13 protein-coding genes are annotated in these 19,060 nt (G+C 66.3%); 5 read left to right on the forward strand and 8 right to left on the reverse strand.

Annotation, left to right across the window (positions count from 1 at the left end):
- Window position 1: 1 nt before the first annotated feature.
- The 3 genes from manD to GQY20_RS29295 are packed head-to-tail and all read right to left on the reverse strand — an operon-like array spanning window position 2 to window position 5,977.
- On the reverse strand, window positions 2–1,213 hold the full coding sequence (gene manD / locus GQY20_RS29285) for a D-mannonate dehydratase ManD (protein ID WP_157220716.1): 1,212 nt from the start codon (window positions 1,211–1,213) through the stop codon (window positions 2–4).
- A gap of 13 nt (window positions 1,214–1,226) precedes the next feature.
- Window positions 1,227–3,542: a glycoside hydrolase family 3 N-terminal domain-containing protein gene (locus GQY20_RS29290; protein WP_232476319.1), complete on the reverse strand. Its 2,316-nt coding sequence runs from the start codon at window positions 3,540–3,542 to the stop codon at window positions 1,227–1,229.
- Window positions 3,543–3,598: 56 nt separating this feature from the next.
- A complete protein-coding gene (locus GQY20_RS29295) occupies window positions 3,599–5,977 on the reverse strand; it encodes a glycoside hydrolase family 3 N-terminal domain-containing protein (RefSeq protein ID WP_157220717.1) in 2,379 nt (792 codons plus the stop codon).
- A gap of 340 nt (window positions 5,978–6,317) precedes the next feature.
- Between GQY20_RS29295 and GQY20_RS29300 the strand changes: the two genes are divergently transcribed.
- On the forward strand, window positions 6,318–7,382 hold the full coding sequence (locus tag GQY20_RS29300; RefSeq protein WP_157220718.1) for a LacI family DNA-binding transcriptional regulator: 1,065 nt from the start codon (window positions 6,318–6,320) through the stop codon (window positions 7,380–7,382).
- Between the two features lie 9 nt (window positions 7,383–7,391).
- Here GQY20_RS29300 and GQY20_RS29305 read toward each other — a convergent pair whose 3' ends face one another.
- From GQY20_RS29305 to GQY20_RS29325, 5 genes are read right to left on the reverse strand one after another with little or no spacing between them, the layout of a single operon-like run.
- The gene (locus tag GQY20_RS29305) at window positions 7,392–8,255 is read right to left on the reverse strand and encodes an aldose 1-epimerase (RefSeq protein WP_332836120.1); all 864 of its coding nucleotides are present in this window, start codon (window positions 8,253–8,255) and stop codon (window positions 7,392–7,394) included.
- Window positions 8,252–9,661, reverse strand: a complete 1,410-nt coding sequence (locus GQY20_RS29310; protein WP_157220719.1) for a sugar porter family MFS transporter — start codon at window positions 9,659–9,661, stop codon at window positions 8,252–8,254. Before GQY20_RS29310 ends, GQY20_RS29305 begins: the two co-directional genes overlap by 4 nt.
- 19 nt (window positions 9,662–9,680) lie before the next feature.
- Window positions 9,681–10,550, reverse strand: a complete 870-nt coding sequence (locus GQY20_RS29315; protein WP_157220720.1) for an SMP-30/gluconolactonase/LRE family protein — start codon at window positions 10,548–10,550, stop codon at window positions 9,681–9,683.
- Between the two features lie 3 nt (window positions 10,551–10,553).
- Complete coding sequence (locus GQY20_RS29320; RefSeq protein ID WP_157220721.1) at window positions 10,554–11,315, reverse strand: SDR family NAD(P)-dependent oxidoreductase; 762 nt, start codon at window positions 11,313–11,315, stop codon at window positions 10,554–10,556.
- Window positions 11,312–12,460: a fumarylacetoacetate hydrolase family protein gene (locus GQY20_RS29325; protein ID WP_408641149.1), complete on the reverse strand. Its 1,149-nt coding sequence runs from the start codon at window positions 12,458–12,460 to the stop codon at window positions 11,312–11,314. The genes GQY20_RS29320 and GQY20_RS29325 overlap by 4 nt, the downstream gene beginning before the upstream one ends.
- A 121-nt stretch (window positions 12,461–12,581) precedes the next feature.
- Here GQY20_RS29325 and GQY20_RS29330 point away from each other — a divergent pair, with 121 nt between their 5' ends.
- Genes GQY20_RS29330 through GQY20_RS29345 form a run of 4 tightly spaced genes read left to right on the forward strand, consistent with a single transcriptional unit; the run spans window position 12,582 to window position 18,932 of the window.
- Window positions 12,582–13,586, forward strand: a complete 1,005-nt coding sequence (locus GQY20_RS29330) for a sugar kinase (RefSeq protein WP_157220722.1) — start codon at window positions 12,582–12,584, stop codon at window positions 13,584–13,586.
- 35 nt (window positions 13,587–13,621) lie between these two features.
- On the forward strand, window positions 13,622–15,196 hold the full coding sequence (locus tag GQY20_RS29335) for an aldehyde dehydrogenase (NADP(+)) (RefSeq protein WP_157220723.1): 1,575 nt from the start codon (window positions 13,622–13,624) through the stop codon (window positions 15,194–15,196).
- 11 nt (window positions 15,197–15,207) lie between these two features.
- On the forward strand, window positions 15,208–16,977 hold the full coding sequence (locus GQY20_RS29340; RefSeq protein ID WP_157220724.1) for an IlvD/Edd family dehydratase: 1,770 nt from the start codon (window positions 15,208–15,210) through the stop codon (window positions 16,975–16,977).
- Between the two features lie 5 nt (window positions 16,978–16,982).
- Complete coding sequence (locus GQY20_RS29345) at window positions 16,983–18,932, forward strand: sialate O-acetylesterase (RefSeq protein ID WP_157220725.1); 1,950 nt, start codon at window positions 16,983–16,985, stop codon at window positions 18,930–18,932.
- The last annotated feature ends 128 nt before the right edge of the window (window positions 18,933–19,060 follow it).

Here is a 19,060-nt window from a genome sequence, read left to right on the forward strand (position 1 = left end):
ATCACCAATTGTACATGGTGCCGTCCTCAAGCCGGTTCACCGGCAGGAAGGCGCGCTTATACTCATATTTCGCGGCAAGCTCTTCGTCGATGTCGACGCCCAGGCCGGGCTTGTCCCCCGGATGCATTATGCCGTCGGCGAAACTGTAGGCATGGGGGAAGACCGCGTCGGTTTCAGGCGTGTGGCGCATATATTCCTGCACACCGAAGTTCGGCACCGACAGGTCGAAGTGCAGCGCAGCCGCCATGCAAACCGGCGAGAGGTCGGTCGCGCCGTGGCAGCCGGTGCGCACCTGATACAGGTCGGCCAGCGCAGCGATGCGGCGCAGATGCGTGATGCCGCCGGCATGGACCACCGTCGCGCGGATATAGTCGATCAGCTGATTCTGGATCAGGTCCTTGGCATCCCAGATCGAATTGAAGATCTCGCCCACGGCCAGCGGCGCCGTCGTGTGCTGGCGGATCAGCTTGAACGCCTCCTGGTTCTCGGCCGGTGTCGCATCCTCCAGCCAGAAGGGGCGATAGGGTTCCAGATCCTTGCCCAGCCGCCCCGCTTCGATGGGCGTCAGGCGATGATGGATGTCGTGCAGCAAATGCACGTTCCAGCCCAGCGCCTCGCGCGCCGCCTTGAACAGCTCGGGCACGATGCGGAGATATTTGGACGTGTTCCAGACATTCTCGGTGGGCAGGTCGGCGTCGGCGGGCTCGTAGAAATATTTGTCCTTCGACACGCCGTAGGTCGACGCCATGCCCGGCACGCCGCACTGCAGCCGGATCGCCTTGTAGCCCTGCGCCTGATATTCGAGCGCGACTTTCACGGTGTCCTCGACCGTCGTGCCGTTGGCGTGGCCATAGACCATCACGCCCTCGCGGCTGGCGCCCCCCAGCAGCTGATAGACGGGCAGGCCCGCTACCTTGCCCTTGATGTCCCACAGCGCCATGTCGACGGCGGCGATCGCGGTCATCGTGACCGGACCGCGCCGCCAATAGGCACCCTTGTAGAGATATTGCCAGATATCCTCGATCCGGTGCGCGTCCCGGCCGATCAGGCACGGAATGACATGATCGGTGAGGTAGCTCGCGACCGACAGTTCACGCCCGTTGAGGGTCGCGTCGCCGAGGCCGGTGAAGCCCTCGTCGGTTTCGATCTTCAGCGTGACGAAGTTGCGGCCGGGACATGTGACGATGACCTTGGCGCCGGTGATGATAGGCATGGACGATCCCTGTTCAAACGATTTCGAGCGTGACGGATTGGAGCGCGCGGCTGTCGGGGCCGGCCAGGATGTCGAACTGGCCCGGCTCGACCACTTCCTGCATGTCGAGGTTCCAGAGCGCGAAGGCGTCCGGCCCCAAGGTGAAGCGCACCGTGCGGCTTTCGCCGGGCGCGAGCGTCACCCGCTCGAACCCCTTCAACTCCTTGATCGGGCGCGTGACCGATGCAACGCGGTCGTGGACATAGAGCTGCACCACCTCGTCGCCTGCACGATCGCCCACGTTGCGGACATCGACTTCGACGGTGACTTCGCCGCCGACGCCGATGCGCGGCGCCGACAGGCGCGGGGCGCCGATTTCGAACCGCGTGTAGCTGAGGCCGAAACCGAAAGGGAACAGCGGCTCGATGTCCTCGAACACATAGCCGCGCCGCGCCGATGGCTTGCGGTTGTAGAAGACCGGGATCTGTCCCGCGTCGCGGGCGACGGTCACCGCCAGCTTGGCGCCCGGATTGACGTCGCCGAACAGGATGTCGGCCATGGCCGTGCCGCCTTCCTGGCCCGGATACCAGCATTCGAGCAGCGCGTTGGCGCCCTCGGCGACTGACGGATAGCTGGGGGGCCGCCCGTTGATCGCGCAGACGACGACGGGCTTGCCGGTCGCCTTGATCGCCGCGAACAGATCATTCTGCTCGCCCACTAGGTCCAGGCTGGTGCGGTCGCCCAAGTGATTGGCGGCAAAACCTTCGCGGCTGGTCTGTTCGGTGTCTCCGATGGCGAGGATGACGACATCGGCACCCTTCGCCATGTCGACGGCCTGCGCGATCAGCTGCCGGTTTTTCGCCGGATCGGCCAGCAGAACCTCATCCACCGAACGGTCCTCGCTCTGCGTGATGAACACGCCCTGAGCATGGACCACCTCGGCCTTGCCCTTGAGCTTGGCCTGTATGCCTTCGAGCAGCGAAACGGCCTCGCGGGGTATGCTGGAATAACCACCCAGGCGCGCCACCGCCGCATTGGGACCGATCACCGCCACTTTCGCCTGCGCGCCCGCCTTGAGCGGCAGCACGCCGTCATTCTTGAGCAGCGCAATCGACCTGTGCGCGGCCCTGAGGGCAAGTGCCCTTGCCTCCGCATTGCCGGTCAGCCGGTCATAGTCCTTCTGCGGCCAGGGATTTTCGAACAGGCCCGCGCGGAACTTGAGCGTCAACATCCGCTTGCAGGCGGCGTCGACGGCTTCGGGAGGGACGAGCCCCGCGCGGACCTGTTCTACGAGCGTCCGATAGGCCAGGCCGTCGGGCAGCTCGCAATCCATTCCCGCCCGCAGCGCAGCACGCGCAGCGGCCCGGAGATCAGGCTGGACATGGTGGATGGTGTCGAGTTCGGGAACGGCGCCATAGTCGCTGACGACCGCGCCGTCGAAACCCCATTCGCCGCGCAATATGTCGCGCAGCAACCACTGGTTCATATGGCTGGGTACGCCGTCGATCTCATTATAGCTCGGCATGACCGCGGCGATGCCGGTGCGCTTCACGACGGCGCGGAACGGCGGGAAGAAATTCTCGCGCAGGTCGCGCTGCGAGATCGGCGCCGGGGCAATGTTCTCGCCGCTTTGAGGCTGGCCGTGCCCGGTCATGTGCTTGAGCGTCGCCATCACCTTGCCGGGGCCGAGCTCCTTGCCCTCCCCCTGGAGGCCGAGGACGGCGGCCACGCCCATCTCTCCGCACAGATAGGGATCCTCGCCGAAGGTCTCCTCGATGCGGCCCCAGCGCGGATCGCGCGCGATGTCGACGACGGGCGAGAGCGCGAGGTGAACGCCGCGGGCGCGTACCTCGCGCGCGACGACGGACTGGACGTCCTGCATCAGCTGGCGATCGAAACTGCCGGCAAGGCCGATCGCCATCGGAAACATGGTCGCATCGGTCGCCATGTAGCCGTGCAGCGATTCCTCGTGGAACAGCACGGGGATGCCGAGGCGCGTCTCTTCCACCGCCCATCTCTGGACGGCATTGACGAAGGCGACGGTGTCCGCCGGCGTGCGCCAGCGCGCGCCGACGCCGCCGGCCTGGGTCGAGCCGTTGGGCGCACCGCGCCGGTCCGATGGACGCGTGATCTGGCCGAAGCCCGCCGGATAGGCGGCGCTGGCCTTGGCCGGCGAGAAAGTGAGATCGTCCATGATCTCGGCCTTGGTCGCCCAGAGCGCGATGATCTGGCCGACCTTTTCTTCCAGCGTCATCCGCCCCATGAGGTCGCGCACGCGCAGGTCGATGGGCGCGGACGCGTTCTTGTAGAGCGGCGTGCCCGGACGCGCGACAGCGGACGCGGCGCCCATCAACGATGTCGTCGCGAGCAGGCCCAACATATGGCGGCGGGAAAGCACAGGGGCGGTCACGGCGTGACCGTCAGCGTCGTCGACTTGAGATCAACCGAGCTGTTGCCGGTCATGATCTCGAACTCGCCCGGCTCGACGACACGCTCCATGCGGTCGTTCCACATCTGCAGGCTTTCGGGTCCGACGGCGAACTGCACCGTCCGGCTTTCTCCCGGCTTCAAGGTGATGCGCTCGAAGCCCTTGAGCTCCTTCACCGGCCGAGTGACCGAGCTCACCTTGTCGCGAATGTAGAGCTGAACGGTCTCGTCGCCCGCGCGGGCACCCGTGTTGCGGACGTCCACCGATACGGTGACGGTGCCGCCCGGGCCCATCCGCGGCACCGATAGCCGCGGCGGCGACAGCTCGAAGCGCGTATAGCTGAGGCCGTAGCCGAACGGATAGAGCGGCGCCGTGGTATCGAACAGATAGCCACGCCGCGCGCTCGGCTTGTAGTTGTAGAATATGGGCAGCTGGCCGACCGAGCGGGGGATGGTGACCGGCAGCTTGCCGCCTGGGTTAATGTCGCCGAACAGGACGTCGGCCATGGCGTTTCCGCCCTGCTCGCCGAGATACCAGCCCTCGACCAGCGCATCGGCCTGCTCTGAAATCTTGACCGTGGACGCCGGGCGGCCATTGATGAGCACGACGGTGATCGGCTTGCCCAGCGCCTTCAGCGCATCGAACAGCTCCTGCTGTTCGCCGACGAGATCGAGGCTCGGCCGGTCGCCGAGGTGATTATCGGCCCAGCCTTCGCGGCTCGACTGCTCGGTATCGCCCAATGTCAGGACGATGCGGTCGACGCCCTTCGCCGCCTCGACCGCCTGCGCGATCAATCCGCGGTTTTCCGCCGGGTCGGACTTGACGACCTTGTCTTCCCACCAGTCGTCATTCTCGGTGATCTTTACGCCCTGCGCGAAGACGATCTTCGCGCGGCCGCCGACCTTGGCCTTGATCCCGTCGAGGATCGAGACGGTGTGCGAGGGCTCGCCATAATAGCCGCCCAGGCGTGCGACAGCGGCGCTGGGGCCGAAGACGCCGATCGTGCCCTCGGCCTTGAGGGGAAGCATGCCGTCGTTCTTGAGCAGCGTGATCGACCGCTGCGCGGCCTTCAGGGCGAGCGCGCGCGCCTCCGCGTTGTTGGTGATCGCGGCGGATTGCGTGGCGTCGGCATAGGGGTGCTCGAAAAGACCCGCACGGAACTTGAGTTCCAGCATCCGGCGCACGGCCTGATCGACCTCCGCCTCGCTCACACGCCCTTCGCGCACGGCCCTGGTGAGCGTCGCATAGGACAAGCCGTCGGGCAGATCTGCATCCACGCCCGCATCCAGCGCGCGCTTGGCCGCACCCTCCAGATCATTGGCGATATGGTGGATGCTCATGAGCTGGTCGATCGCCGAATAGTCGCTGACCACCGCGCCGCGGAAGCCCCATTCGCCCCGCAGCACATCGTGGAGAAGCCAGCGATTGGCATGGCTCGGGACGCCGTCGATCTCGTTATAGCTCGCCATCACCGCTTCGATGCCGGTGCGTTTCACGACCTGCTCGAACGGCGGGAAGAAGTTCTCGCGCAGCTCGCGCTCGGAGATCGGCGCCGGGCCGACATTGGTCCCGCTTTCAGGCTGGCCATGGCCGGTCAGGTGCTTGAGCGTGGCGAACACATGGCCGGGGCCAAGCAGGCGCGAACGCCCCGGCCCTTGCAGCCCCTCGACCGCCGCGACGCCCATCTCGCCGACGAGATAGGGATCCTCGCCAAAGGTCTCCTCGATCCGGCCCCAGCGCGGATCACGGGCGATGTCGACCACGGGCGACAGCGCCAGGCGGACGCCGCGCGAGCGGATTTCGCGGGCAATCACGGTGTTGACGTCGCGCACCATGGCGGGATCGAAGGACGATGCCATGGCGATCGCCTGGGGAAAGCTGGTCGCGCCGACGGCGGCGTAGCCGTGCAGCCCCTCCTCATGGAACAGGATGGGGATGCCGAGCCGTGTCTGCGTCGTCGCCCAGCGTTGCAGCGCATTGACCAGCGCGATCGTCTGGCGCGGATCGCGCCCTGGCGAGACACGCGGGCTGACGGCGCCCTTGGCGTCGGACGGCCGTGCGAACTGGCCCAAACCGTCGGGATAACGGGCCTTCAACTTCGCCGGGTCCAATTGGAGCCTGTCGTCGAAGATCGCGACCTTGCCCTCCCACACGGTGGTTATCTGGGCAACCTTCTCTTCCAGCGTCATGCGCGACAACAGGTCGTCGACACGCGTCTCGATCGGCTGGCCGGCATCCTTGTAAAGAGGCAGCGCGGCCGATCTGGCGGCGGCGGTCGGCGCGCCGACGGCGAGCGGGGCACCGGCGAGAAGCGCCAGGACCGACACGGCGACCAGCTTTTGACGGAACCGAAACACTAGAGCCCCTCCTTTTCACGGCACCTGACTTTTCCGGTTGCCGTTCTCTATGATAGCGTTACCATTGCGCATGCCGCGATGGCTTGTCAATGCCCTTCGACCGGTAGTAACAAGGCGGATGACGGGAGAGAACCAATGACCCAGCGCCTAAATTGCCGAATGATTGCACCGGCTCAGACGCTGCTCTCGCCTGCGGGTTCGGCCAAGCGCGACACACGATAACGCTATCGAAATGCGCCGAGCTTTCAGCTGCATTTTCGCTTAGCTTTTGTCTCCATTGTCGCTTACCGGATCGGACTAGAGTCTAGATCGACTATGCGCAGATTGGCAGGATTTCTTGATGGATAGCAGGACGTCGCGTCGGCAGCGCAACGCGCCGACCATAAACGATGTCGCAAGATATGCCGGCGTGTCCCCCATGACGGTTTCGCGCGTCATCAACAGCGAAGATGTCGTGAAGGAAGAGACCCGAAAAAGGGTCCAAAAAGCAATAGAAGCCCTTAACTATGCGCCGAGCCCGGCCGCGCGTAGCCTCGCCGGCGGCGAAGAGATGCGGATCGGCCTGCTCTACAGCAACCCGTCCTCTTCCTATCTGAGCGAGTTCCTGATGGGCAGCCTGGATCGGGCAAGCCGCAACAACGCGCACCTGGTCGTCGAGAAATTCGACGAGGAGATGTCGGTCAAGAATGTGGTGAACCACCTGGTGCGTGGCCGGATCAACGGCGTCATCCTGCCGCCGCCGCTATGCGATTCGCTCGAGATGCTCCGGGCGCTCGCTGCGGCGATGATCCCGGCCGTCGCGGTCGCCACTGGCCGGACGCCCAAGCGCATGTCGGCGGTCAGCATCGATGACGAAGATGCGGCCTATGCCATGACCCGGCACCTGATCGCGCTCGGTCACCTTCGGATCGGCTTCATCCGCGGCAATCCCGATCAAAGCGCGAGCGAGCGCCGCTACCAGGGCTATGTCCGCGCGCTGACCGAAGCCGGGTTCGCAGTGGACGACCGGCTGGTGGCCCAGGGCCTGTTCAGCTATCGGTCGGGTCTGGATGCGGCGGAACAGATACTCGACCTGCCCGAGCCGCCGAGCGCGATCTTCGCCAGCAATGACGACATGGCCGCAGCAACTGTCGCCGTCGCGCACCGGCGCGGGCTGGACGTGCCCGGCGACCTGACCGTGTGCGGCTTCGACGATACCTCGCTGGCGACCACGATCTGGCCTGAATTGACGACGATCCGCCAACCGATCAGCGACATGTCGCGCGCCGCGGTCGATCTGCTCGTGCGCGAGATCAGGACCGGCAAGATGGAGAAGGACGGGCCGCCCAGCCATATCCTGCTCGACTATGCGCTGATCCGCCGGCAGTCGGACGCCGCGCCGCGCCGCCGCCCGCGCAAAGTCTGACGGTCGCGCCTATTCTTCGTCGATGGTCCGTGCGATGGTCATCGCCAGCGTGCGGGACTGGCCTGGCTCGAGTTCGTCCATGCCCTCTGGCCGGTTGATGGCGTCGGGCATGTGGCTCACCGGCTCAAGACAGAGAAAGCCGGCGTCCGGCGGACGGTAGACATGCAGGCCCCGCGCGCCTGTCGCCGTGAGGGTCAGCCGCGTCCGCGCGTCCCGCCGGAGGGTGGCGACACCGGTCCATCCGGCGTAGTAATGATCGATCAGGATGGTCCCCATCGCTGCTGCCCCGCCGGACCAGTCGCCAAGCCTGCCAGCCGGAGCAAGCGCCTGCGGCAGATGATCGGGCGGCTCCGACAACCACAGCCGTGCCGCGTCGAATTGCATGCGGGTTGCCTGGCTGACCGGGAAATAGGGGTGCAGGCCCAAACCGATCGGCGCCGTCCCGGCCGCATCGTTCCGCACGGCAAGATCGATCGCGAGGGCCTCGCCCGTCAGTTCGATCCGCTGCGTCGCGCTATAAGGCCACGGCCAGGCGCCCCTGCCTGGATGACGGTGGCACAGCGTCGCGCTATGGGACGCGGCAGCCTGCACGTCCCAGCCGGACAGCCAGCCAAGTCCATGCAGGCTGTGGGGATGATCCCCGAAATTGCGCGGCAGGCGATAGTCACGGCCGCCAAAGGCGAAGCGGCCGTTTGCGATCCGGTTGGCATAGGGGACGAGCGGAAAGCTCGCCATCGCCAGCGGATCGCGCGCCGCGCGCGGTGCGGGACGCAGCATGTCCTGACCGCCGATCCGCCAAGCCAGGACCGCGCCGCCCCGGTCGGGTGCAAGCAAGACTTCCGCATCGCCCGCGGCAAGGCGCAGGACGGTCAGCCGACCATATCCTCAAGCTCGCGCCCTTTTGTTTCGTGCACCATGGCCCGAACGAAAAAGAAGGACGCGAAGGCCGCCAGCGCATAGAAACCGTAGGTCACCGGCAGACCTACTCCGGCCGCGAGCGCCGGAAAGCTGACCGACACCAGGAAATTGGCGGTCCATTGGGCGAAGCCCGCCACGGCCAGACCCGACCCGCGAATCTGGTTGGGGAACATCTCGCCCAGCATGACCCACATGACCGGTCCCCAGCTGAGATTGAAAAACACCACGTAAAGATTGGCCGCGACCAGCGCGATAACGCCGGTCTGGTCCGAGAGGCGCAGGTTGCCGCCAACGAACGAGCCCGTCGAAAAGCAGATCGCAACCACGGCCAGCATGACCGCCATCCCCGCCGATCCCATGAGGAGCAGCGGCTTGCGGCCGACGCTGTCGATCAGGAACACGGTTGCGATGCATGCGAGGATCGACAGCGAGCCGGACAGGATGTTGATCAGCAGGGCGTCGCTCTCGCTGAAACCGACCGACTGCCACAGAACGGCGCCATAATAGAAGACGATGTTGATGCCGACCAGCTGCTGGAACATGGCCAGGCCGATGCCGGCCCACACCACGCCGCGCAGCTTGCCGCTGGTCTTGTCGATCAGATCGGAGAAACGGGGACGATGATGATCCGCTGCCAGGCTGGCGTCGATCTCGGCGACCTTTCGGTCCGCTTCGGTCGCGCCGAACAGCCGCGTCAGCACAGTGCGTGCGTCATCCACGCGACCGCGCGCTATCAGATAACGGGGACTTTCCGGGATCAAGAGCAGAGCGAGGAAATAGATGCCGGCGGGTACCACCTGCATCCAGAACATCCAGCGCCAGGCCGGCAGGCCGAGCCACAGCACCGCGAGCGATCCTCCGGCCGAATGGGCGAGCACATAATTGGCCACGAACGCGCCGGTCAGGCCGGTGATGATCATGATCTGCTGGACCGACGACAAGCGGCCGCGGATGGCCGCGGGCGTCACCTCGCTGATATAGACGGGCGACAACACGCTCGCCGCGCCTACGCCGAGCCCTCCGACCAGACGCGCGGCGATGAACAGCAGCGAGGAGGCCGCGGCGCCCGCCGCAAGGGCACTGGCCACGAACAGGAGTGCGGCGATCATCATCACCGTGCGCCGGCCGATCACGTCCGCCAGCCGGCCGGCCAGGAACGCGCCCGCGGCGCAGCCGATGAGGATCGCACCGACGTTCAGGCCGGTGCCGAGCTTCGAAAGGTTGAAGGCATGTTCCAGCCCGTCCTGCGTCCCGTTGATGACGCCCGAATCATAGCCGAACATGAACCCGCCGATCGTCGCCACGGCAACGATGGCCGTGATGAAGGCCATGTTGACCTGTTCGATTTGCCGTTCTCGCATCCCAATCCCCTCTTCGATTTTATAAGTCGGCGTAGTGGCCGGGAAGCCCGCTGACACCTGGGTCAAAGGCAAACAGATCCCCTGCCTGCGGCTGCTCGTGCAGCATCGCGCCGGTCAATCCCTTGCGCGCGGTCGTGGCATAGGCGGTCGCCAGGCCGTCGCCGCCAAAGGCGACCTTCGTGACGTTGGCGACGCGAAAGGCGATGTGCGTCATCAACGTCCCGGAGGGGTCGTAGCGCCGCACCCCCCAGCCGCCGAATAGGCCGATCCACAGGCATCCGTCCGCGTCGACCGTCGGCCCGTCGGGATACCCCGCGCCCTCCTCGATCCGCGCGAAGGGCGCCGTCTCGACGAGCCTCGCCGCGTCGATCCGACTTTTCCAGATCGTGCGTCCAAGCGTGTCGACATGATAGAGGATCGTGCCGTCAGGCGACAGCGCCGGCCCGTTGGTGATCGTCACGGGCAAGGCGCCCGTGTCACGCGATACGCCGCCGTCCGTGCGATAGATGCGGCCGCTCATCAGAACCTCCACGTCGTCCATGGACCCGAACCAGATCCGTCCGTCACGATCGACAGTAGCGTCGTTCAGCCGGTTGCCCGGAAGATGCGTTTCCGGATCGTGGATCAGGGCGAACCGTCCAGTTGCAGGGTCGAAGCGGTGCAACCCGGTCTTGAGGCCGACGATGAAATCGCCAGCGACGGCGGGCACGATCCATCCGACAGGCGCCGGAACCGGCCAGCTGCGCAACACTGCCGTCGCCGGATCGTAGCGGTGGATCAGCGGCCCCTTGATATCGACGAACCACAAAGCGCGGTCCCGCTCGACCCATAGCGGCCCTTCCCCCAAGACGGCGCCCAGGCTCAAAACCGATTGCGGCGTGCGCTCCATCGCTCAGCGCCACCCAGCATCGACGAAATAGTCATGGCCGGTGCACATGCGCGCGTCGTCTGATGCCAGGAACAGGGCCATCGCCGCGATATCGGCGGGGAGGATGCGGGCGTCCAGGCACTGGGACGCGACAATTTCCGCTTCCCCTTCCTCCGTGTACCATTTCATCTGGCGGGGCGTCTTCACATTGCCCGGCACGATGGTGTTGACGCGGATGTTGTCGCGGCCGAGGTCGCGGGCCAAGCCGCGCGTCATCCCTTCGATCGCAGCCTTCGCCGTCTGGTACAGCACCAGGTCAGGCAGGCCCAGATGCCAGCTGATCGACCCGAAGTTCAGGATGACGCCGCCCCCAGCCCTGCGCATGGCGGGCACCGCCGCCTGCGCGGCAAAGAACATATGCCGCAGGTTCACCGCCATGCGATCATCCCAATAAGCGGGCGTGACCTCCGCTATGACATGGCGATCGTCATTGCCGGCATTGTTGACGAGAATGTCGATGCCGCCCAGCGTCTGCTCTGCATCAGCGATGACCTGCTGAACGGCATTCACGTCGCGCAGATCGCAGCGGTGGAAGGACGGCGCAAAAGCCCCATTCCGCGACCGGGCGACCAGCGCCGCTCCTTCTTCTTGCAATATGTCGCAAAAGGCGACGCGCGCGCCCTGCGCGACGAAAGCCTCGACCAGGCCTTCGCCGATGCCGCTGCCGCCGCCGCTGATGAACACACGTTTTCCCGCAAGGCTGGGATAGGTGGCCGACGCGGTCATGCGAGGGCGTCCTCCGCCTCATGGCCGATCAGGCCCCGCGCCGCCAGATTGGCCATGAACGCGCCCAGCCCGAAGGTCCAGGGCGGCGCTTCCTTCGACGTCACGACCCGGTTGACCAGCCGGCCCAGCCGGGGTGTCGCGATCGATACGCGGTCGCCGACCTTGTGGGTGAAGCCTCGCCCGGGCTCGTCGCGATCCTGAACGGGCGCGAACAGCGTGCCCAGGAAAAGAGCGAAGCCATCGGGATATTGATGCTCGCTCAGCGCCTGGCGCACCAATTCCAACGGATCGCGACTGATCTGCGCCATGCTGCTGACGCCCTCCAGACGGTAGCCCTCCGGCCCTTCAATGACCAGTTCGACCTCGGCGGCGCGGACGTCGTCGATGGTGAAATCTTCGTCGAACAGGCGGATCAGCGGACCCAGCGCGCAGGAGGCGTTATTGTCCTTCGCCTTCCCCAGCAGCAGGGCCGACCGCCCTTCGAAATCGCGCAGGTTGACGTCGTTGCCGAGCGTGGCGCCGACCGCCTGGCCCGCCGAATCGACGATCAGCACGATTTCGGGTTCGGGATTGTTCCAGGTGGAGTCGGAGCGAATGCCGATCTGCATGCCCGAACCGACAGTCGAAAGCACCGGCGCCTTGGTAAAGACCTCCGCGTCGGGGCCGATCGCGACTTCCAGATATTGCGACCACAGGCCGTCCGCGATCAGCGCCTGTTTAAGGGCGGCAGCTTCGGGCGACCCCGGCACAACGGCGCGGATCGAACCGCCGACCTGTGCTTCCAGCCGCGTACGAATACCGAGCGCCGCGGCGGAGTCGCCGCGCGCCCGCTCCTCGATAACCCGTTCAATCGCCGACAAGGCGAAGGTAACACCGCAGGCCTTCACACACTGCAGATCGACGGGACTAAGCAGCGGCAGATCCAGCTTGTCCAGATCGCCAAGCGTATGGCCGGTGCCCACGTCGAGCGGCAGCGCATCGATCAGCGTTGAGACGGTGGGTCGGACCGCCGACATGTCGTAAACCACGCCTCGATCAATCAGAATGGGGCTTGGACCAGTTGGCTGCATGATCCGGCCGACGAAGCGGCCTGTCCGCCAATCCGGCGGTACATCGTCGCTCAAGCAAAAATCCCCCGGCATCATCAACTCCTACTCGACACTTTTCATTGATAGCGCTACCACCATGGAAGGCCGGTGCTGTCAAGTGGCGAGATAAAGCGGCCGTGGGAGAGGGCGTGGTGCGGAGCGGACGAAGGACAAAGCAATGAGCGGTGCGGTCCTGTGCATCGGCGAAATGCTGCTGCGCCTGTCCGGGTCCGGAGACGGACGCCTGTTCGACACCCCTGCCGTCCGCGCGCATTTCGGCGGCGCCGAGGCCAATGTCGCGATCGCGCTGGCGCAGCTAGGCTTGGACGGCCGCTTCGTCAGCCGGCTGCCGAACGGTCCGTTGGGCGATGCCGCGATCGACCATCTGCGCCGCCATGGCGTGGCGACGACCGGCATGGTCCGCGCGCCCGGCCGGCTTGGACTCTATTTCCTCAGTCCGGGCGCCGGCGTGCGAGCTTCCTCCATTGTCTACGACCGGACCGGATCGACCTTTGTCGAGGCGGCGGCGGAGGATTTTGATTGGCCGCGCCTGCTGCACGGCGTACGCTGGCTGCACCTGTCGGGTATCACGCCGGCGCTCGGGCCGACCAGCGCCCAACTGGGCCTTACGGCCGCTTTCGCAGCGAAGGCGCAGGGCGTGTCCTTGTCATTCGACGGCAATTATCGCGCGACCTTGTGGGACAAGTGGGAGGGAGATCCCCGCGCAATCCTGACCGACTATGTCGCGTTGGCCGACCTGTTCATCGGCAGCCATCGCGACATCGGTCTGCTGCTGGGCCGTGATTTCAGCGGCAGCGGCCCGAAGCGCCGCCGGGAAGCCGCTCTCGCGCTCTTCGACGCCTTTCCCCGGCTCGGCCATATCGCGTCCACCGCGCGGACCACCCTGGACGCCAATCATTATCGTCTCTCGGCGCGCGTGGACGGTCGGGAGAGCTTCCATCAGACGGACGAGGTTGCGTTGAACGCGGTCACCGATCGCATCGGCACCGGAGACGCTTTCGCCGCCGGTGTGCTGGCCGCGCTTCATCAGGGGGCGGAAGAAGCCGCGGAGCAGGGCCTGGCGCTCGCCTGCCTCAAACATTTCACCGCTGGCGACGCCAGCGTTTCGCGCCCCTCCGATGTCGCCGCATTCCGGCAAGGCCGGTTCGACGTGCAGCGGTAGGCGCTATTTCCCCCCTCTCGAACAAAGGACAGGACATGATCACGGGCGCAATATTGATCGGAGCGAAGGACGTCTCCAGGGAGCCCTTTTTCGACGCGATCAATCCGGCCACGGGCGCGGTTCTTGCGCCCGCTTTCAGCAATGCTGACGCCGCCGATGTCGATCGGGCATGCGCGCTGGCAGAGGCGGCGGCCATCGCCTTCGCCGATCTGCCCCCCGAGGCGCGGGCGACGTTCCTGGACACGATAGCGGACGCGATTGTCGCGATCGGCGATCCGCTGATCGAACGGGCAATGGAGGAGACCGGATTGCCCCGCGCCCGGCTGGAGGGTGAACGCGGCCGCACCACCAGCCAGTTGCGCCTGTTCGCGCAGCTGTTGCGGGAGGGCTCCTGGGCGCAGGTCACGATCGATCCCGCCCTGCCGGATCGTCAGCCGCTGCCCCGCCCGGACCTGCGCCGCCGCCATCTGGCGATCGGCCCGGTCGCCGTCTTCGGGGCCAGCAATTTCCCGCTCGCCTTCTCGGTGGCGGGCGGCGACACGGCGGCGGCGCTGGCGGCGGGCTGCCCCGTCGTGGTGAAAGGGCATCCGGCCCACCCCGGCACGGGAGAAATGGTTGCCCGCGCCATTACGGCCGCCGTGGCGTCCTGCGGCCTGCCCGAAGGCGTGTTTTCCTTCCTGCCGGGCGCGACCAACGAGCTGGGCGCCGCGCTCGTCGCCGATCCGCGCATCAAGGCGGTGGGCTTCACCGGCTCGCGCGCGGGAGGCCTGGCCCTCCTGAAAATCGCCGCTGCCCGCGCCGAGCCGATCCCGGTCTATGCCGAAATGAGTTCGATCAATCCCGTCATCCTGTTCCCCGCCGCGCTCAAGGCGAGAGGTGCGGCGCTCGGCCCAGCTTTCATCCAGTCGCTGACGATGGGCGCTGGGCAGTTCTGCACCAATCCGGGGCTGGTGATCGCGATCGGCGACCCCAACCTCGACACCTTCATCGATGCGGCGGCCGCGGCGCTGGCGGAGAGCCAGCCGCAACCAATGCTGACGCCCGGCATCCACGCCAGTTTCGAAAAGGACGTCGAAGCCCTCGAGTCGCACGAAGCGGTAACGCCGGTGGCGCGCGGCTGTGTCGGCGATGGCGTGAACCAGGCGCGCGGCGCGCTGTTCCGCACAAGCGCCGCGCGCTTCCTGGCCGACCCCGCCCTGTCGCACGAGGTGTTCGGCTCCTCCGCTATCATCGTCACCGTGCGGGACATGACCGAAGCCGCGAGGGTGATCGCGGGGCTCGAAGGACAGCTTACCGCCACGCTGGTACTGGATGCCGAAGATGAGCCCGCCGCGGCGGCGCTCATTCCCCTGCTGGAACGCAAGGTCGGACGCATCCTGGCCAATGCCTGGCCGACGGGCGTGGAGGTCTGCCATGCGATGGTGCACGGCGGCCCCTACCCGGCCACGTCCGACAGTCGCACGACTTCGGTGGGCACGCTGGCGATCGACCGCTTCTTGCGCCCGGTCTGCTACCAGGGCCTGCCCGCTTCGCTGCTGCCCCGTTCCGTCGCCCCGGACAATCCGTGGTCGCTGCCCCGGCGGATCGACGGCGTTCTGCAAGCAGGCTGAAGGGCAAGGACATGACGCAAACCCGCTTCCGCTCGCAGGACTGGTTCGCCGACCCCGCCCGTTCGGACATGGTCGCGCTCTATCTGGAGCGCTTCATGAATTACGGCATCACGCCGGCGGAGCTGCGATCGGGCCGGCCGATTATCGGCATCGCCCAGACGGGCAGCGACCTGTCCCCCTGCAATCGCATCCATCTCGACCTGGCGAAACGGGTCCGCGACGGCATTCGCGACGCGGGCGGTATCGCGATGGAGTTTCCGGTCCATCCCATCTTCGAGAATTGTCGCCGGCCGACCGCCGCGCTCGACCGAAACCTTGCTTATCTTGGCCTTGTCGAAATCCTCTACGGCTACCCGATCGACGCGGTGGTGTTGACCACCGGCTGCGACAAGACGACGCCGTCTGGGATCATGGCCGCGAGCACAGTGGATATCCCCGCGATAGTGCTCTCGGGCGGACCGATGCTCGACGGCTGGCACGAAGGCGAACTGGTGGGATCGGGCACCGTCATTTGGCGCAGCCGGCGGAAGCTGGCGGCGGGCGAGATCGACGAGGAGGAATTTCTTGATCGCGCCTGCGACAGCGCGCCATCGGCCGGTCATTGCAACACGATGGGGACGGCTTCCACCATGAATGCGGTGGCCGAAGCGCTGGGCCTGTCGCTCACCGGTTGTGCGGCAATCCCAGCCCCCTATCGCGAGCGCGGCCAGATGGCTTACGAAACCGGCCGCCGCATCGTGCAAATGGCGTATGAGGATCTCCGCCCGTCGAACATCCTGACGCGGGACAGCTTTCTCAACGCCATCCGCGTCGTCAGTGCGCTGGGCGGGTCCAGCAACGCGCAGCCCCATGTCATGGCGATGGCCCGCCACGCCGGCGTGGAACTCACCGCTGCGGACTGGACGAACGAAGGCTACGACCTGCCGCTGCTGCTGGATATGCAGCCTGCCGGCCGTTACCTGGGCGAGCGATTCCACCGCGCGGGCGGGGTCCCGGCGGTCTTGTGGGAATTGCTGCAAGCGGGCCGCTTGTCGGGCGATTGCGCCACGGTCACGGGCCGAACGCTGGCCGAGAATCTGACCGGTCGCGAAACCCGCGATCGGGACGTCATCCGACCATTCGATGCGCCTTTGCGCGAAAGAGCCGGGTTCCTGGTCCTGTCGGGCAATCTGTTCGACTTCGGCATTATGAAGACGTCGGTCATCAGCGAGGAATTCCGTCGGCGCTACCTCTCGACACCCGGATCGGAAGGCATATTCGAAGGGCGCGCAATCGTGTTCGAAGGCGGGGACGACTATTACCATCGGATCAACGATCCCTCCCTCGACATCGACGAGAATTGCATCCTGGTGATGCGCGGGGCGGGACCGATCGGCTGGCCGGGATCGGCCGAAGTGGTGAACATGCAGCCGCCAGACGCGCTGATCCGGCGCGGCATACAGTGGCTGCCGACGCTGGGCGACGGTCGCCAATCGGGAACGTCGGACAGCCCGTCCATCCTCAACATCTCGCCCGAAAGCGCCGCGGGCGGCGGGTTGTCCTGGCTGCGCACCGGGGACCGGCTGCGGATCGACATCAACAAGGGGCGGTGCGACGCGCTGGTGGACGAAGCAGAGATCACACGTCGACGACAGGAGGCCGCGCCCGCCAGTCCGCCGTCCAATACCCCGTGGGAAGAGCTGTTCCGGGAAAAGACCGGCCAGATGGACACGGGCGCGGTGCTGGAAATGGCGGTCAAATACCGCGGCATTTCCCGGCATACGCCGCGGCACAATCACTGAAGAGCATGGCCAAGGCTCTTGCCCCACATGTCGCCCTGGTGGCGGCGGCGTTAGCCGCGCAGCCCGCTGCGGCCCAGCCGGTGCTGGATGGGATGTTCGGATCCCATGCGGTGCTGCAACGCGAGCGGCCCATCCGCATCACCGGATCCGCCGCGCCCGGCGAGCCTCTGACCATGACGCTGGACAGCATGCAGGTACGCGGGCGCGCCGACCAAAGAGGACGCTTCTCAATGCGGCTCCCCGCCATGCCGGCGGGCGGACCCTATGCGCTGTCGGTCACCGCGCCCTCCGGCTCGGCCTATTCTCGCGACATTCTCATTGGCGACGTGTTCCTGTGCTCGGGTCAGTCCAACATGGAACTCCCGGTCGCTCGCGCGCAGGACGCACGGAGTCAGATCGCCGCCTCGGCCGACGTTGGCTTGCGCCTGATGACGATCCCTCATGGCACCGCGCTGGCGCCGCAGGCCACCCTGCCCGGCCAACCAGGCTGGGCGGTGGCCGGCCCGGACAGTGTGTCTGCCTTTTCCGCTGCCTGTTTCTACATGGTCAAGGAACTGCGCCGGACGGCCGCTGTGCCGATCGGTGCGATAACTTCAAGCTGGGGCGGATCGCGCATCAGCAGTTGGATGGGCGATCCTGCGCTGGCGGCCTCGGGCCAAGGCGAGGCGGCGCGGTTGCGGGCCGTCTTCGCCCGCGATCCCGCAACGGCCGCTCGCCGTTTCGGCGCGGCGTGGGAAGCCTGGTGGCGTGCATCGACCAGCGATGCGTCGGGCGCGGAACCTTGGCAGCCGGACGCGGCGGTGGACTGGAAGCCGGTGCCGCGCATGACCGCGTGGGAGGATTGGGGCGTCCCCACTCTCGCCGATTACAACGGCATGGTATGGTTCACCAGGGAGGTGACACTGACTGCCGAACAGGCTCGCCAGAGCGCGACGCTGGAACTGGGCCTGATCGATGATGCCGACCAGAGCTGGGTCAACGGCAAGGCGGTGGGAAGCGGCGGTGATCCCGGATCCCCCAGACGCTACCCGCTGCCGCCCGGCACGTTGCAGGCCGGGCGCAACGTCATCCGGGTCAACGTGAACGATGTCTATGCCAAGGGCGGCATGACGGGACCGGCGGAGAATATGGTCGTCCGTTTTGCCGATGGCAGCGTGGTGCCGATCGGTTCCGGCTGGTCCTATGCCGTCGAGCCGAGGCGACCCGAGCGCGTCCCGCGTGCGCCATGGGACGATCTGGCGGGCGCCGGCATGATCTATGACGCCATGGTCGCCCCGCTCGGGGACATCGGCCTCAAGGGCGTGGCTTGGTACCAAGGCGAATCTGACGTCGGCATTCCGGGCTATGCCGACAGATTGCAGGCGATGATGGCTGACTGGCGCAAGCAGTTCGGCAATGACGCCCTGCCCTTCGCCGTCGTTCAGATCGCTCCCTATGGCGCCGCGACGATCGCGCCTGGCGAGAGCCGAACGGCTGAACTGCGCGAGCAGCAGCGCCGGGTGACGCAGGAAGATCCCCACGCCGGGCTCGCGCTGACGATCGATCTGGGCGATCCGCTGGACATCCACCCCGGCGAGAAGAATGAGGTCGGGCGGAGGCTGGCGCGTGTCATGCGGTCCATCGCCTACGGCGAGGCCGGGCCGCCGTCCGGTCCCCGGGCGATCGCGGCGCGCAGGGGGCCGGACGGTTCCGTCACCGTCAGCTTCGCCGACGTGTCTGGCGCGCTTGCCACGCGCAGCAGCGCACAGGCCATCGGCTTCGAATTATGCGGCGCGCAGCCTGACGATTGCCGGTACGCCACTGCCACTGTCGGGAAGGACAGCGTCACGCTGGCCGGCAACGGCTTGTCGGCAGTTAGGGTGCGTTACGCCTGGTCCGAAAGCCCGGTTGTGAATCTCTACGACTCAAGCGGCCTTCCCGCCGGACCTTTCGAGCTGGTCGTCACGGGACGATGATGAAAGGGACGAGTCCGCCCCAGTGTGCGGCAATCGCGTAGCGAATGTTATTGGTTGACGACGTCACGGTAACGGCATAGGCAAACGAAAAATGGTAGCGCAACCATTGGATTGCGCTAAACCCGAAA

This window comes from Flavisphingomonas formosensis (assembly GCF_009755815.1).
Taxonomy (GTDB): Bacteria; Pseudomonadota; Alphaproteobacteria; order Sphingomonadales; family Sphingomonadaceae; genus Flavisphingomonas; species Flavisphingomonas formosensis.

Bases quoted from the DNA above. Each gene is read 5' to 3' on its own strand.
- manD (WP_157220716.1), bottom strand. From the start codon at position 1,213: ATGCCTATCATCACCGGCGCCAAGGTCATCGTCACATGTCCCGGCCGC.
- GQY20_RS29290 (WP_232476319.1), bottom strand. From the start codon at position 3,542: ATGGGCGCCGCGTCCGCTGTCGCGCGTCCGGGCACGCCGCTCTACAAG.
- GQY20_RS29300 (WP_157220718.1), top strand. From the start codon at position 6,318: ATGGATAGCAGGACGTCGCGTCGGCAGCGCAACGCGCCGACCATAAAC.
- GQY20_RS29310 (WP_157220719.1), bottom strand. From the start codon at position 9,661: ATGCGAGAACGGCAAATCGAACAGGTCAACATGGCCTTCATCACGGCC.
- GQY20_RS29315 (WP_157220720.1), bottom strand. From the start codon at position 10,550: ATGGAGCGCACGCCGCAATCGGTTTTGAGCCTGGGCGCCGTCTTGGGG.
- GQY20_RS29320 (WP_157220721.1), bottom strand. From the start codon at position 11,315: ATGACCGCGTCGGCCACCTATCCCAGCCTTGCGGGAAAACGTGTGTTC.
- GQY20_RS29325 (WP_408641149.1), bottom strand. From the start codon at position 12,460: ATGATGCCGGGGGATTTTTGCTTGAGCGACGATGTACCGCCGGATTGG.
- GQY20_RS29330 (WP_157220722.1), top strand. From the start codon at position 12,582: ATGAGCGGTGCGGTCCTGTGCATCGGCGAAATGCTGCTGCGCCTGTCC.
- GQY20_RS29335 (WP_157220723.1), top strand. From the start codon at position 13,622: ATGATCACGGGCGCAATATTGATCGGAGCGAAGGACGTCTCCAGGGAG.
- GQY20_RS29340 (WP_157220724.1), top strand. From the start codon at position 15,208: ATGACGCAAACCCGCTTCCGCTCGCAGGACTGGTTCGCCGACCCCGCC.
- GQY20_RS29345 (WP_157220725.1), top strand. From the start codon at position 16,983: ATGGCCAAGGCTCTTGCCCCACATGTCGCCCTGGTGGCGGCGGCGTTA.